13 protein-coding genes are annotated in these 13,868 nt (G+C 68.1%); 11 read left to right on the forward strand and 2 right to left on the reverse strand.

What is annotated here, in order from left to right; all coding sequences use genetic code 11:
- Positions 1–35: 35 nt before the first annotated feature.
- On the forward strand, positions 36–932 hold the full coding sequence (gene ku / locus AKJ08_RS04605; RefSeq protein ID WP_082342689.1) for a non-homologous end joining protein Ku: 897 nt from the start codon (positions 36–38) through the stop codon (positions 930–932).
- Positions 933–987: 55 nt separating this feature from the next.
- Positions 988–2,664, forward strand: coding sequence for an ATP-binding protein (locus AKJ08_RS04610; RefSeq protein ID WP_050724988.1), 1,677 nt, complete (start codon positions 988–990; stop codon positions 2,662–2,664).
- A gap of 64 nt (positions 2,665–2,728) precedes the next feature.
- On the opposite strand, the gene AKJ08_RS04615 is transcribed toward AKJ08_RS04610, so the two are convergent.
- On the reverse strand, positions 2,729–2,995 hold the full coding sequence (locus AKJ08_RS04615; protein ID WP_050724989.1) for a hypothetical protein: 267 nt from the start codon (positions 2,993–2,995) through the stop codon (positions 2,729–2,731).
- Positions 2,996–3,232: 237 nt separating this feature from the next.
- Here AKJ08_RS04615 and AKJ08_RS04620 point away from each other — a divergent pair, with 237 nt between their 5' ends.
- A complete protein-coding gene (locus tag AKJ08_RS04620; protein ID WP_050724990.1) occupies positions 3,233–3,784 on the forward strand; it encodes a hypothetical protein in 552 nt (183 codons plus the stop codon).
- Between the two features lie 37 nt (positions 3,785–3,821).
- The gene (locus AKJ08_RS04625) at positions 3,822–4,484 is read left to right on the forward strand and encodes a HupE/UreJ family protein (protein WP_050724991.1); all 663 of its coding nucleotides are present in this window, start codon (positions 3,822–3,824) and stop codon (positions 4,482–4,484) included.
- Between the two features lie 137 nt (positions 4,485–4,621).
- On the opposite strand, the gene AKJ08_RS04630 is transcribed toward AKJ08_RS04625, so the two are convergent.
- Positions 4,622–5,086 (reverse strand): hypothetical protein, encoded by a 465-nt coding sequence (locus tag AKJ08_RS04630; protein ID WP_050724992.1) that lies wholly within the window; start codon positions 5,084–5,086, stop codon positions 4,622–4,624.
- A 294-nt stretch (positions 5,087–5,380) separates the two neighbouring features.
- Between AKJ08_RS04630 and AKJ08_RS04635 the strand changes: the two genes are divergently transcribed.
- The 7 genes from AKJ08_RS04635 to AKJ08_RS04665 all read left to right on the forward strand — a co-directional run bounded on the left by AKJ08_RS04635 (position 5,381) and on the right by AKJ08_RS04665 (position 13,778).
- The gene (locus tag AKJ08_RS04635) at positions 5,381–5,815 is read left to right on the forward strand and encodes a hypothetical protein (RefSeq protein WP_157370468.1); all 435 of its coding nucleotides are present in this window, start codon (positions 5,381–5,383) and stop codon (positions 5,813–5,815) included.
- A 152-nt stretch (positions 5,816–5,967) separates the two neighbouring features.
- The gene (gene rplC / locus AKJ08_RS04640; RefSeq protein ID WP_050724994.1) at positions 5,968–6,693 is read left to right on the forward strand and encodes a 50S ribosomal protein L3; all 726 of its coding nucleotides are present in this window, start codon (positions 5,968–5,970) and stop codon (positions 6,691–6,693) included.
- A 177-nt stretch (positions 6,694–6,870) separates the two neighbouring features.
- Entirely contained in the window at positions 6,871–8,658 is a 1,788-nt protein-coding gene (locus AKJ08_RS04645) for a hypothetical protein (protein WP_050724995.1), read from the forward strand.
- A gap of 277 nt (positions 8,659–8,935) precedes the next feature.
- Positions 8,936–10,459 (forward strand): hypothetical protein, encoded by a 1,524-nt coding sequence (locus tag AKJ08_RS04650; protein WP_157370469.1) that lies wholly within the window; start codon positions 8,936–8,938, stop codon positions 10,457–10,459.
- Between the two features lie 28 nt (positions 10,460–10,487).
- The gene (locus AKJ08_RS04655; protein ID WP_082342693.1) at positions 10,488–11,321 is read left to right on the forward strand and encodes an outer membrane beta-barrel domain-containing protein; all 834 of its coding nucleotides are present in this window, start codon (positions 10,488–10,490) and stop codon (positions 11,319–11,321) included.
- Positions 11,322–11,339: 18 nt separating this feature from the next.
- Complete coding sequence (locus tag AKJ08_RS04660; protein WP_050724998.1) at positions 11,340–12,203, forward strand: outer membrane beta-barrel domain-containing protein; 864 nt, start codon at positions 11,340–11,342, stop codon at positions 12,201–12,203.
- A gap of 21 nt (positions 12,204–12,224) precedes the next feature.
- On the forward strand, positions 12,225–13,778 hold the full coding sequence (locus AKJ08_RS04665; protein ID WP_050724999.1) for a tetratricopeptide repeat protein: 1,554 nt from the start codon (positions 12,225–12,227) through the stop codon (positions 13,776–13,778).
- The last annotated feature ends 90 nt before the right edge of the window (positions 13,779–13,868 follow it).

Raw genomic sequence — 13,868 nt, forward strand, 5'->3', positions numbered from 1 at the left:
ACGCGCCGATCGCCGTCCGTGGTCAGCTTCTCCCCATGGCGATGCGGTCCTACTGGAAGGGCTCGATCAGCTTCGGGCTCGTCAACATCCCCGTGAGCCTCTACCTCGCCGCCCAGAGCGAGCGCGTGTCGTTCCACCTGCTCCACGAGAAGGATCGGGGCCGCATCCACTACAAGAAGGTCTGCGAGCTCGACGGCGAGGATGTGCCCCAGGAGGAGATCGCCAAGGGCTACGAATACGACAAGGGCGCGTACGTGACGATCGACGAGGAGGATCTCGAGTCGATCGACATCGGGCTGCGCCACACCATCGAGATCGTGCAGTTCGTCGAACAGGACGAGATCGATCCGGCCTTCTACGACAAGCCGTACTTCCTCGAGCCCCTCGCCGGGGCGGATCGCGCCTACGCGCTCCTGCGGGCGTCCCTCGCCAAGAGCGGAAAGGTCGGGATCGCGCGGATCGTGTTCCGCGAGCGCGAGAGCCTCGCGGCCGTGCGCCCCCGAGGCGAAACCCTCGTCCTCGATACGCTGCGATTCGCGTCCGAGATGAGGGATCCGGACGCTCTCCGTCTGCCGCGGGGCGAGGAGGCGGAGCCGTCCGACGAGCAGCTCGACCTCGCCGCGATGCTCGTCGATCGGCTCTCCGCGCCGTGGAAGCCGGAGCGCTACGTCGATCGGTACGACGAGGCCGTGATGAGGATGATCCAACGAAAGCTCGAGGGTCTGCCCGCCCCCGAGCGCCCCGCGCTTCCTGCGCCCGGCGCCGTCGCAGACCTCGCCGACCTCCTGCGGGAGAGCCTCGGGAGAGAGAAGGAAGAGAGGAAAAAGACGAAAGAAGCCCGAAAAATCAAAGAAAAGAGGCCCGCGAAGGGCGAGAGGGCCGCTCCGAAGCCCCGCCAGGCGGCGCGAAAGGTGTCTTCCAAGACAAAGTAGCGCCGCCATCGCACGACCCCCTCCGTCGTGCCGCGGATCGCGTATCCTGCCGCCCATGCAGATGTCCGGCGTCACCCCCAGACTTCGGCGGCTGGAGCTCGAAGCGCTCCTCGAGATCACCGAAGCCGCGACCAGCCACCTCGATCTCGAGGAGCTGCTGCACGTGGTGGTGAACCGGATCGCCGCCGTGGTCCCCGTGGATCGCTGCTCGGTGATCCTCGCGGATCAGGGCTCGAACCAGGCGCTCGTGATGGCGTCTCACGACGTCCCCGAGCTGCGCCGCCTGCCGATCGATCTCCTGCGCTATCCCGAGCTCCAGCGGGCCATCGAGTCTCGTTCGCCGGTGATGATCGACGACGTCCGCTCCGATCCGGTGATGGCCGAGGTCCGGCCCCTGCTGGAGACCGTGCCGGTCTCCTCGCTGGCCATCGCGCCCCTGGTGTCGAAGGGCGACGCGTACGGCGTGCTCTACCTGCGGCTCGCCCGTGACAGGGCGTTCGGTCCCGACGAGCAGGCCTTCGTGAGGGCGGCGGCGTCGATCATCGCCAACTCCGTCCGCAACGCTCGGCTTCACACCAGCGTGCGGCAACGGCGCGACGAGCTCGAAGCTGCGTACGAAGAGCGCTACCGCGAGCTCGACGCCGCGAACGAGCAGCTCAGGGAGACGAGCAGGCTCAAGGACGAGCTCCTCGCGATCTGCTCGCACGACGTCCGAGCGCCGCTGAACGTGCTCCTCGGGCACACGCGCCTCCTGCTCTCGGCCGGGATCGAGCCGGGCCAGCGCCGGAGCGTGGAGGCCATCGAGCGCCAGGCGATGCGCGTCCTCCAGCTCGTCGAGCAGATCCTCGAGACGGGCCGAGGCAGGCGCGAGAGCTGGCAGCTCTCCTTCGCGTCCGTTGATCTGGCCGCCCTCGTTCGGCGGGTGGTCGACGATCTGACCACGCTGGGGGCGGAGGGCTCGGTGTCGCTGCGGTCGGAGGGGCACGACACCCTCCTGGCCGAGGTGGACGAGAGCGCGATCCGGCAGGTCCTCGAGAACCTGATCTCGAACGCGATCGCCCACGCGCCGGAGGGCACGGCGGTCGAGGTGGAGGTCTCCCTCGACGAGGCCGCCGGCGGGCGCGCGCGGATCGAGGTGCGCGATCGGGGGCCGGGCATCGCCGAGGCCGAGCTTCCCCTGGTGTTCGAGCGCTTCCGGAAGGGCGACAAGGGCGCGGGCTTCGGGTTGGGCCTCGCCATCGCCAGGGAGCTCGTGGAGCACCACGGCGGCGACATCTGGGTTCGGGCGCGGCCGGAAGGGGGTACGTCGTTCGTGTTCGCCGTTCCCCTTCGGGCGCGGCGTGCGGGGAGCGAGGGAGACAAGCGGCGGCTGCTGGTCGTCGCCGAGGACTGCGAGATGCGCGCCTCCCTGGGCGAGCGGCTCCGTGAGCGGTACGCCGTCACTCTCGCCAGGACCGGAGGGGAGGGGATCGCCCGCGCCAGGGCCCTGCTCCCCGACGCGGTGCTCGTCGACAGCGATTTCCCGGAGGGCAGGGCGACGGCCTTCGTCCAGCAGCTCCGGAGCCACCCCGGCCTGGGCGAGACCCCCGTCGTCTACCTGGGACGGACCGACCTGGCCCAGAGCGTCTCGCTGGAATCGGTCGTGGACGGGAGGCGAGGGATCTTCGCCGCCGCCGACGACGATCTGCTGCCCTTGCTCGACGAGCTCGTCACCTCGAGACGCGTCGGCTGAGAGCTCGTGAAGAACTTGCTCCCGCGCCGCGGGGGCGATTTCTTCACACGCTCCGAGCGACGTTTCAGCGGCGAACGTGCCTCCCCGCGTAGGGGACGAAGAAGCGCTCGAAACCGTAGCGTCGCAGCTCGGCAGGCGGATCCTCCCAGCAAAGGAGGTTCTCGTAATCGAAGTGGCTGCACGCGCATTTCCAGCACGACGGGCAGATCTTCGACGGATGGGAGGCCGCGCAACCACACCAGGCGGAGTGGAGGAGATCCATCGGCTGGCGGCAGTGAGGGCAGCTGGCCGGAAAGCTTCCTCGTTCGGGGATCGCGCGCGCCAACGCCATGGGCATCTCCTCGCTCCGTCGAGCTTCGGCGTCGGAGCATTACAGGACCGAGGGACGGCTTCGACCGCGCGCTTTCGCGTGACGTCCAATCCCGGACGGAGGCAGGGGTCCGGCGACGGCGGTCCCGTTTGCCGGTACCGATTGCCCCGAAAAGACCGGGTTCCTAGGTTTGGAGGCGCGGCATTTTCGTGGGCGCGCTGCAGAGCCGAAGGCGAAGCAGACGCGCTGGGGATTGCGATGAGGGGGAGCCTCCAGACCGAGGAGATCGTCGAGTTCCCGGTCGACCGCCGCGGGTTCTTGCGCAGGGAGTGCGCTGCCTGTCACAGACAGTTCAAGCTGCGGCGATCCGGCGCCGACGCGTCGATCGTCCTCCGCCGAATCATGAAATCGCTGCCTCACGTGAACGAGCAGGAGATCCGCGCGGCGATTTCGCAGCGGATCTGCCCCTACTGCGCCCACCGCGCGGACGGCGACGAGTGGTGGACCGACGAGCAGAGGGTCTTCCTGGGCAGGATGGCGGCCGCCATCGGCGAGGAGGTCCGTTTCGAGCAACTCCGGCACGTCGAGCGTACCCTCGGGCAGAATCCCTACCTCACGTTCCTTCCCGTGGCGCCCGCGCCCTTCGAGGGCGCGTCGCGGACCGAGTCGGACGACATGCGGGTGATGCCCCTCGTTTGCTGCGGCGAGGAGGTGAAGATCCGCGAGTCGTGGACCGGCTCGATTCGCTGCCCCTTCTGCGGGATCGAACATGCCACCGAGCCCGTCCAGCCCCCCGCCGACCCCGACTAGGCCTCTGGCTCTCCGGGCCTGCCTGACCGCCGCGCCATTGGCATCGGTCCTGGGGGCGCTGATCCTGGTGGCGCTGACCCTTGGGGCGCTGCCCCTGGTGGCGCACGCCCACGACCTCTCGGGCCCCGAGCTCGAGCAGAAGGCGAGGGCGATCGGCTTCGGCGACTCGATCCGGCTCGGCATGGAGCACATCTACACGGGCTACGATCACCTGCTCTTCCTCGCCGGCCTCGCGATCGCCGCCCGCGGGCTGCGCGGGATCCTCCGGCCGATCACCAGCTTCACGCTGGCCCATTCGATCACGCTCGCCCTCGCCGCCCTCGGGATCCTGGCCGTTCCGAGCCGCTTCGTGGAGCCGGCGATCGCCGCGTCGAACCTCTACGTGGCCTTCGAGAACGTGGCGCGTCCGTCGCCCGTGGGCCGGACCTGGCTCACCTTCGGCTTCGGGTTGGTTCACGGCTTCGGCTTCGCGGGCGCCCTCGCCGAGCTGGGCCTGCGGCGGGACGCCTTCGCGACGACCCTCGCCGGCTTCAACCTCGGCGTGGAGGCGGGCCAGCTCTCGCTCGTGCTCCTCGCGATCCCCTTGCTCGCGCTCGCCCGGCGCGCCGCCTGGTTCGCCCCGGTGGCGGTGCCGGTCGCCTCCGCGACGATCGGCTTCTTCGGGGCGTACTGGCTGGTGGAGCGGATCCTCGTCGGCTGAGAGTTCGTGAAGATATTCACGAACTCTCGCGAGCCGGAGGCGAGCAAACGAAAAGGAGCGCCCTCGCGCGAAGCGCGAGCTGAAGAAAGCGGGCCCGCTTCGGCGGGGCCGATTTCTTCACACGCTCTGACGGCCGCTCAAAGAGGCGCGTCTGCCGAGCCGCCGGAGGAGAGGCGGGCGCGGCGATCGACCTCGAGGGCGAGGAGGCCGTCGATCAACATCGCGGATTCCTCCGCACCGGTCCGGTTCAGCTCGCAGACGAAGGCGGTCTCGGGATCCGAGAGGCGCCTCGAGAGCTCCGCCAGGGCCGCGTAGCGATCGGCCGAGGCCCGGGTCTGGGCGAGCGCAAGCTCCAGCGCCTCGTCCAGTCGATCGATGATCGGCGGGACCGGCGCCAGCCTCGGGACCGCGAAGAGGGCCGCGAGGCGCCGCTCGATCCGGGAGCGCCGGGCCTGCGCCGAAGCCGAGAGCTCGGTCAGCCTCGTCGCCAGCTCCGGCGACGCCACCTGCGCAACGGCCTCCGCCATCCCCTCGAGGAGCGTCTCTGCGTGTCGCTCCGCGCGCCATTCGAACGACAGTCCCTCGGTCAGCCGATCGCCCATCCGTCTCCTCCGCCCGTCGTTCTTTCTGCTCTCGATAGCAATCCACGGGCCCACACCGCGGTAGTCCTTCCCCGGCGCCGTCGGTGCGGTCGCCGGGGCGGATGGGACCCTTCCGGTGCGGAAGACTTCTTCCAGGCCGGGCGCCCGCCGTCGCCTTCCGACCTGCGGACGTCGACCTTCCGGCGAGCCGGAGGCGAGCAAACGAAAAGGAGCGCTCTCGCGCTTCGCGCGGTTGCACGGGCGTCGGCCCGCAGCCACCTTGCAGCTCGCGGAGGAACGATGGTGGATCGGAGGATGCGCTCGCTGGACGAGCTCGTCGGCGTATTCGGCGCCCTGGCCCACGCCGCCGAGCTGGGGGCGTCCCGCGCCCGCCGGGCGACCGATCCGATCCTCCGTGCGCGGTGGCTGGCCATCGCAGCCGCGCGGGCGGAGCATCGGGAGCGCGTCGCCGCTCGGATCGCGGCCCTGCGGGGCGCGAGGCCGATGCGGCCCGGTGAGACGAACGAGCCGGGAGGCGAGCTCGCCCGCCTGCTTCGCGCCGACCTCGCCACGTCCCACGCCCTCGCTGCCAGATGCCGCCGGGTGGCCCGCCTCGCGACCGCGGTGGGGGATCCGGAGAGCGGGGCCCTGCTCGAGAGGCTGGGGGCCGAGGCGCTGGGGCATGCGGCCGAGCTTGCCCGGGCCCTCGCCCTCCACTATGCACGCGAGGCACGAGCCGCGGCGCAGTAGGGGGCCGAAACAGTTCCCGACGCGTGCGAAGGCTTGCTTCTCCGGGGCCGCTTCGACTATCTTGCGCGCCCCGTCGACCCAACCGGGTCTGCAGGGCAACCCAAGTCTCGATGTTCCCGCCAGAGGCGTGGAACCTCTCGAGGGAGCGATCCATGAGCAAGATTCGCGGCAAGGGCCTTCTCGGCGTCAAGGTCGGCATGACCTCGATCTTCGGCGAGAACGGCGATCAGATCCCCGTCACCGTCGTGCGCGCCGGCCCCAACACCATCCTCGGCGTCAACGCCCTCGGCGACGGCAACGGCACGAATCTCCGCGTCGGCTTCGGCGAGAAGCGCGAGAAGCTCGTGAACAAGCCCGAGATGGGCGTCTTCAAGAAGGCCAACGTCGCTCCGCTGCGGTGGGTGCGCGAGTTCCGCGTCTCCGAGCAGGACGCCGAGGGCATGGAGGTCGGCACCAAGCTCGGCGCCGCGCTCTTCCAGGTCGGCCAGTTCCTCGACGTCTGCGGCACCTCCAAGGGCAAGGGCTTCGCGGGCGTGATGAAGCGCCACAACATGGCCGGCCAGGGCGCCCGCGGTTCGCACGGTGTCCACGAGTTCCACCGTCACGTCGGCTCCATCGGTCAGCGCAAGACGCCGGGCCGCGTGTTCCCCGGCAAGCGGATGCCCGGCCACATGGGCGTCGATCGCGTCACCGTCCGCAACCTCCAGGTGATCGGTCTCGACGAGACGCAGAACCTCCTCCTCATCAAGGGCGCGATCCCGGGCCACAACGAGGGCCTCCTGATCCTCCGGCCGGCGGTCAAGGCTCCCCGGGCCAAGTCGGCCGAGGCTGCCAAGAAGCCGGTGAACCCGATGAAGGCCTCGAAGGGCCGCGGCTAAGCCCGGGATTCCTTCGCGGCAAGCGGCCGGCGCCGGGCTCGTCCCGCCGCCGGCCGTTTCGTTTCTGCCAACCGGGAACGCTTGCCGGTCGGAGCAGCTTCGAATCGGATGCCTGGAGCGCGGCGTTCCCCTCGGCTACCCTGGGATCTCCAGGCTCATCGAGGGGGACAGGAGTCCATGGAAGGCCGCGAGTTCAACCCGTTCATGTCCGTCGCGCCCGGGTGGGCGGCGCTCGCGATCCTGCTGGTCCTCGCGCCGTTTGGCTGTCGAGTGGAGGCCCCGCCGAGCCTGCCTGGCTTGGGCGACGCGTGCGACCCGCGGCTCCCCGACACCTGCGTCGGCAGTTTCTGCCTGCCCCTCGACGGAAGCGGGATCTGCAGCCGTGCATGCGACGACTTCGACTCCGAGTGTCCGTCGGGGATGACGTGCCAGGTCGACGCCGAGCAGGGCGCCTTCGTCTGCAAGCCCGGGTTCCGCTGCTCGAGCGACGAGAGCTGCCCTTCGGGGCACCGCTGCGACACCGATCGGCGCATCTGCTTCATCCCGGTCCAGAGGGGGCTCTGCGCGCCGTGCACCGCCGACGCCCAGTGCCCGGCAGGCGGAGTCTGCTTTCGCGCGAAGAGCACCGGCGAGCGGTTCTGCACGAGCCCGTGTGGACCGGATGTCGCCTGCCCCGACGGTTATCGGTGCATCGGGGACCAGGGCAAGGGCCAATGCGTGCCCCGGGCCGAGACCTGCTACGCCGGGAAGCCGCTATGCGCCCCCTGCAGGGGAGACGTCGAGTGCGGAAGCGGCAACGCACGGTGTGTGAATAATGTTCTCACAGGTGAGCGGTTTTGCGGACAGGGCTGCAACCCGTCGTGCGTGTGGGACGAAGCCCGGCGGGAGACGGTCGATCGGGAGACGCGGCAGCCCTGCAGGAGCGGCTGTCCGCAGAACTTCAGCTGCACGCAGACGGGGGGCGCGAACGACCCCTACCAGTGCGTGCCGAACAGCAACACCTGCATCGGCTACTGCGTCGGAGGCTCGGCCGCCCGGGAGATCGCCGAGTGCGGACCCGGCTACGAGTGCGATCCCCGGAACAACACCTGCGTCCCGGCGAGCGACGGACGCGCGTGTGCGCCGTGCACGGATGACGACAAGTGCAATCCTCCCGGCAACGAGCATGGCGCCTCCTGCATCTCGAGCGGCTCGACCAGCTCCGCGTTCTGCGCGCCCCCTTGTATGACGGACGCCGATTGCGCGAATGCCCTCGGGATCGGCTTCGCGTGCATGGAGGTGGAGGGGAAGCGCATGTGCGCACCGCTCAGGGGGAGCTGCAAGCGGGGCCTGAAGCGCCTCGGAGAAGACTGTTCCAAGAACGGCGAGGCGGACTGCATCGCCGGCGTCTGCCTGCGATACGGTGACCTGGGCATCTGCTCGGGGCCATGCAGGGCCGACGCCGATTGTGGCGACTCGCGATACCAGTGTTGTCCCACCACGCCGGACGGCACGAGCTACGATTGCCGCGCCTCGACCTCGGAGGAGCAGGGCGGCGTATGCGTGCCTCGCGGAGGCACTTTCGGCGACGATTGCGAGCCCGGTCGTCCGCCGTGCCGCGACGGCTACTGCCTCGACATCGGAACTGCGCGCCTCTGCACTGCGGCGTGCGGGCGCGCCGAGGATTGCGATTTCGCTTCGGGGACCTCTGGCGCTTTCTGGTGTCAGGACGCCGAGATGGTGGACGAAAACGGAGAGCGCGAAGGTCAGGTCAAGGTCTGCTTCCCGCGTGGTGGCGGCGAGCTCGGATCCGATTGCTCGTTCGGTCCTGCTGCCTGTGTCGGCGGCTACTGCATCAAGAAACGCAGCGGAAACGTCTGCACGCAGGCTTGCAGCGACAAGGAAGCTCCTTGCCCCGAGGGCTGGGCCTGCGAGCCGCACCAGACGGTGAATGGGAAAGAGTTGAACGTCTGCGTTCCGGGCTGAGAGTTCGTGAAGAAGTTCACGAACTCTCGCGAGCCGGAGGCGAGCAATCGAAAAAGAGCGCCTCTTGCGCGTAGCGCGAGATGAAGAATCGCTCCCGCGAGGAGGGGGCGAATTCTTCACACGCTCTGAGGCCGCGCTACCGCCGTCGGAGGGATTGGACCATGCGGCAGCGGAACCCCGCTTGAACCTCCAAACGACCCGTGGTAGCAAATTCAGCCTCCCCATTTGGCGACCGTGCAGAAGAGCACGTCGTCTTTCGGAATTTGGAGTCGGCTTCATGTCGTGGCCTTCTCGCGCTCGTTCGTCTGCATCGGCACGCCTTCGTGCGTCGGCGGTCGTGGCGCGCGAAGGCGAGCGGCGCGTTGCGACGGCCGATGGGGCGCGAGACGGTGAGGGGTGCACCGCGTCCTCTGGCGGGACGAACGGCGGCAGAACCCTTGAGCTGCCCCGGCTCTCCATCGTGGCGGGGCTCGTCGCGGCGACCTGCGCATGCAGCGATCCCAAGCTCCAACGCGCACCAGACGACTTGAGGGTGGTCGCAGGCCCGAAGACCGTGGACGAGGGGCCGCCGCGGGTGGAGATCGCCGACCCGGAGATCGATCCCAGCGATTTCCACGTGAACCGCCCGACGCACTGCGACACGTTCCGGCAGGAGACCCTCGCGAAGGTGGACGTGCTCTGGGTCCTCGATCCGTCGCTATCCGCGGACCGCGTGTCCCAAACGATCGCGCCTGGGGTGCACGCTGTCGCCACTGCGCTCGCAGGCGCCGTTCCCCCGGTCGATTTCCGCTTCGGCTTGATCTCGGGCGACGTGAGCGACGGCAGGGCTGGGGCGCTACGGGGCGTGCGCGACGCCGCCGGTACCATTTCCCGGTTTGTGGCGTGCGATAGCGAGCTTGGCTGCAACATGGGCTCTCTATCCGATACGGTCGACGCCTTCGTCAGGGCCATGGTCGGCAACGCCGGCAGCGGCGCGATGGGGAAGGGTCTCCTTGCCGCCTCCCTTGCGGTGGCGGATTCCGAGAGGAACAAGGGCTTCATCCGCAATGAAGCCGCTCTCCGCGTGATCTTCCTGTCGGCGGAGGACGACACCTCGTGCCGTCCTTTCGTCGACGCGACCGTAGAGGCGGCCTGCACCTCCACCCGGACCTGCCGCTGTGCGGACGATCCCGAGTGGGGTTCCGTCGATTACTTCGCTCGCTTCTTCGCGGGCCTGAAGGGCTTCGGCAACGAAGGCTCGGTGCACGTGGACGCCGTGGTCGCCCAGGGCCACGACGAGCTCGACATCCCGGGTGGCGTTCGCTCCGAGGGCTGCAGCTTCGACCCGGATCGGCCCTGCGCGGTGCCCGGCGCCGACGGCGCCGAGTGCGCCTTCCACGCTCCGCGCTACCTCTCCCTCGCCCAATCGACGGGCGGCGTCGCTGCCGACCTCTGCAACCTCCAGCCGGAAGATTTCAACCGCCTGGGCACGTCGGTTTCGGGCGCGCGCAGGGAGTTCCGGCTGACCCGGGTGCCGATTTCTTCGTCGATCGAAGTGGTGGTAGTGCCAAACGATCCCGTTTCGTGCAATCCTCCGTCCTCCCCCTGTTTGGACTCCGGACTCGAATGCGTCCGGGGGCGCTGCGCCCGGAAGGTGAACGAGCGCGGCGTACAGGACGATGGTTGGCAGCACGATTTCTGTCTGGGCGAAGGTGCCGAGAACGTGATTCGATTCAATGGCGGGTCGATGCCGGGTAAGCTGCAGACCCTCGAGGTCTGCTACGACGTCGACGTAGATGCCGATCTCTCACAGTGCCGGTGAAAGGCGCGAGGCAAGGTAACAACTCTCCATGGAAAGATTCGTGAACCGGAGCCTGCTCTCTCTCTTGACCGCACTTCTCGCCGTCGCCGTCGTGGCTCCCGACCTCGCTCGGGCCGACGACGTCGTCGAGAAGGTGGTCGTCCGCAACCGCAAGCACAGGGTCATGGATGCGCTCGAACTCAGCCCATCCGTCGGCTTCTCGGTGACGAACCGGTTGACCTCCCAGACCAACTTCCAACTCGGAATCGCGTACAACTTCTCCGAGACCTTCGCCCTCGAGGCCCGCGGCGGCTACGCCCTCGGCGGCCTGACCTCGGTCGGCGACGACGCTCGCGCCAGCAGGAAGACGAACCCGTTCACGACGAACGAGAAGCTGGTCGACGAGTTCCAGGATCTCTGGCGCCTGCAGTGGCAGGCCCTCCTGATGCCCAGGTGGACGCCGATCTACGGCAAGATCAACCTGGCCACGGAGCTGCCCATCCACTTCCAGGCCTACCTGACGGCCGGCGGCGGAGCGGTCGGGCTGACCCAGGATTCCGTCCTCTACTGCCAGCAGTCGCTCTCGGGCAGCGAGGAGAGCGCCAAGACCGGCTTCGCCGACGTGTGCCCCGGATTCGCCAACGAGACCCGGGCCGACTGGGCCATCGCGGGCGGCGGCGGGTTCCGCTTCTTCGTCACCGACAGCGTCCTGCTCCGCATGGAGATCTTCGACATCGCGTACCCCGACACCTACCGGAAGGGAATCGATCGGGGTAGGGCGGCACGTGAGGTCATGGGCGCTGCACCGCAGGAAGGCACCGTGACCAGCGCCGGCCTGACCAACGTCCTCTTCTTCAACCTGGGCGCGTCCGTCGTCTTCTAACTGCGAGCTCGACTACCGATGAAGACCTATCTGAATCGAATCCTCGCCGGGCTTTTCGCCGCGGCGCTCCCCACCTTCGCACTCGCCGAGGACGCGGGCGTTCCCGCCGGCTTCGTCGAGGTCTCGGACAACGTGACGAGCGACAACCTCCGTCTCCATACCGTGCAGCGGAAGGAGTTCTCGGACGGAGGCCGCCACGAGGTCGTCCTCTATCCCGGGATCGTGCAGCTCAACACCAAGTTCACGAGCCACGCGGGCTTCGGCGCCCAGTACGTCTACCACCTGCACGAGAACTTCGCCCTCCAGGCGATGGGCCAGTACTTCTGGCACAACCAGCAGGTGGGCTTCGTGGGCGATCTGAACACCCGGGCCCAGCTCACCCCGGAGGCTGCCACCGCGCTCACGCTGCAGTGGGCGGCCACCGGCGGCTTCGAGGTCGCGCCGATCTACGGCAAGTTCTCGTTCTACGAGGGCGCGATCGGGCACTTCAGCATAGTGCTCTCCGGCGGCGCCGGCGTCGGCGGGACCCGGATCCAGCTCCAGGACAACCCCGAGCCCACCTTCGGCGACACGGGCATGAAGTTCGTCGGCCAGGTCGGCGCGGGCTTCCGCGTGCGGCTGAACGAAAACCTCCTCGTTCGCCTCGAGTTCCGCGACCTCGTCTACACGGCCAAGGTCGACCGGATCAATGGCTGCTCCGCCGCGGACCTCGACGCCATCAACCGCGGGTCGGGCTCCGTCACCGGGAGCTGCAAGGAGGAGAAGTTCTCCGGCAGCGATGCCAATGCGCAGAAGACCATCGCGGGCGAGCTCGTCAAGCAGCCCAGCTCGGACGTGCTGAACAACCTCGGCGTCTACGGCGGCGTCTCCTACACCTTCTAAGCACTCGAGGATCGGACTCAGATGATTCGCAATCTTCGCACGACCATTTTGGGCCTCCTCGCCGCCGCGGCCCTGATCCCGGCCACCGCTGGGGCACAGGCCGACCTGACGCCGGCGATCCGGGCGTACAACGAGAACCGCTTCGACCAGGCAGCGGTCTTCCTGTACGACTTCATCGCGCAGAGCGGGGAAGACGCTAACCGGGCCAAGGCCGACTTCTTCCTCGGGCAGACCGTGGAGAAGATGGGCCTCTACCAGAGCGCGCTCTTCTTCTACTCCGAGATCATCAAGGCCGGACCGTCGCACCCCTTCTACGTGCCCGCGGCCGAGGGACTCGTGGACGTCGCCGAGGCGCTGCAGGACGACATCTTCATCCCCGTGCTCCTCAACAAGGAGTACAGCGACGAGTTCCAGCGGATCCGGCCCGAGTACCTGCACAAGATCAACTACATGGTCGGCATGGTCTCGTACCGCGCCGGCCAGCTCGAGGACGCGGAGGCCTTCCTCTCGGTTGTTCCGCCCGAGAGCGCCTACTTCGCTCGCGCTCGCTACCTGCTCGGGATCGTGGAGGTCCAGAAGGGCCGCCAGGGCGGGACCGAGGAGTCGATGGATTCGGCGACGCGCCTCGCCAACGACTACTTCAAGCAGGTGCTCGGGCTGCGCTCGACCATCACGCTCAAGTACACGGATCTCTCCGAGCTCCGCGACCTGTCCCGCATGGGCCTCGCCCGCAACTTCTACGGCCTCGGCCAGTACGCCGACGCGGTGAAGTACTACGAGGAGGTTCCCCGCTTCTCGCCCTACTGGGATCAGGCCCTCTTCGAAAACGGCTGGGCCCGCTTCCAGGACAAGGACTTCGGCGGCGCGCTCGGCACGCTCCAGGCGCTCCACGCCCCGCAGTTCGCCGGCTCGTTCCAGCCGGAGTCATGGATCCTCAAGTCCACCATCTACTACCAGGCCTGCCTCTACGACGAGGCCAAGGAGACGCTGGAGACCTACAACACCAGCTATCCGCAGATGGTGAAGCAGATCCAGCCGCTGGTGGAGTCGGATCGGGAGTTCGCCGATTTCTACTCCCTGATCACCGACACCAAGGACCGGCAGAAGATGCCGCGGGCGATCTACAACTACCTCGCCGCCAACAAGCGGGTGCGTAGCTTCCGCAAGTACATTTCCTCGCTCGAGACCGAGAAGGCCACGATCGAGTCCGTACCGGCGTTCCGCACCTCCTCGCTCCGCGGCGTCCTGATCGAGATCGTCGATCGCCAGAAGAACATGCTCGAGAGCGTCGCCGGCAAGTTCGTGAAGGGCCGCCTCGAGGACGCCATGGCAGTGGTGAAGGGCTTCGAGAGCCAGGCCAAGATCATCCGCTTCGAGACCTCGAAGGCCGAGAAGAAGCGCCTGGAGTCGGGCGTGGACTACGCGCAGGCCCTCGGGAATCAGAACCTCGAGCGCCCCGTGATCCCGGCCGAGGACTGGGAGTACTGGAATTTCCAGGGCGAGTTCTGGATCGACGAGATCGGCTTCTATCAGTTCACGCTCAAGTCCGGGTGCATGGAACGCCAGGCCGAGTGATTCGGAACCGCTAGCGAGCACCGGCCCCGGTTCGCGGGCCCCACTCTCAATTCCCGGGCGGCCCATGGCATGCGCCGCCCGTGGAGGAAT

The sequence above is a fragment of the Vulgatibacter incomptus genome (assembly GCF_001263175.1).
GTDB classification, from domain to species: domain Bacteria; phylum Myxococcota; class Myxococcia; order Myxococcales; family Vulgatibacteraceae; genus Vulgatibacter; species Vulgatibacter incomptus.

What these genes read in the sequence shown, in the direction of transcription:
- AKJ08_RS04655 (WP_082342693.1), top strand. Translation starts at nt 10,488, where the DNA reads ATGGAAAGATTCGTGAACCGGAGCCTGCTCTCTCTCTTGACCGCACTT.
- AKJ08_RS04630 (WP_050724992.1), bottom strand. Translation starts at nt 5,086, where the DNA reads ATGGGCGATCGGCTGACCGAGGGACTGTCGTTCGAATGGCGCGCGGAG.
- AKJ08_RS04635 (WP_157370468.1), top strand. Translation starts at nt 5,381, where the DNA reads ATGCGCTCGCTGGACGAGCTCGTCGGCGTATTCGGCGCCCTGGCCCAC.
- AKJ08_RS04665 (WP_050724999.1), top strand. Translation starts at nt 12,225, where the DNA reads ATGATTCGCAATCTTCGCACGACCATTTTGGGCCTCCTCGCCGCCGCG.
- AKJ08_RS04660 (WP_050724998.1), top strand. Translation starts at nt 11,340, where the DNA reads ATGAAGACCTATCTGAATCGAATCCTCGCCGGGCTTTTCGCCGCGGCG.
- rplC (WP_050724994.1), top strand. Translation starts at nt 5,968, where the DNA reads ATGAGCAAGATTCGCGGCAAGGGCCTTCTCGGCGTCAAGGTCGGCATG.
- AKJ08_RS04620 (WP_050724990.1), top strand. Translation starts at nt 3,233, where the DNA reads ATGAGGGGGAGCCTCCAGACCGAGGAGATCGTCGAGTTCCCGGTCGAC.
- AKJ08_RS04645 (WP_050724995.1), top strand. Translation starts at nt 6,871, where the DNA reads ATGGAAGGCCGCGAGTTCAACCCGTTCATGTCCGTCGCGCCCGGGTGG.
- AKJ08_RS04615 (WP_050724989.1), bottom strand. Translation starts at nt 2,995, where the DNA reads ATGGCGTTGGCGCGCGCGATCCCCGAACGAGGAAGCTTTCCGGCCAGC.
- ku (WP_082342689.1), top strand. Translation starts at nt 36, where the DNA reads ATGGCGATGCGGTCCTACTGGAAGGGCTCGATCAGCTTCGGGCTCGTC.
- AKJ08_RS04650 (WP_157370469.1), top strand. Translation starts at nt 8,936, where the DNA reads ATGTCGTGGCCTTCTCGCGCTCGTTCGTCTGCATCGGCACGCCTTCGT.
- AKJ08_RS04610 (WP_050724988.1), top strand. Translation starts at nt 988, where the DNA reads ATGCAGATGTCCGGCGTCACCCCCAGACTTCGGCGGCTGGAGCTCGAA.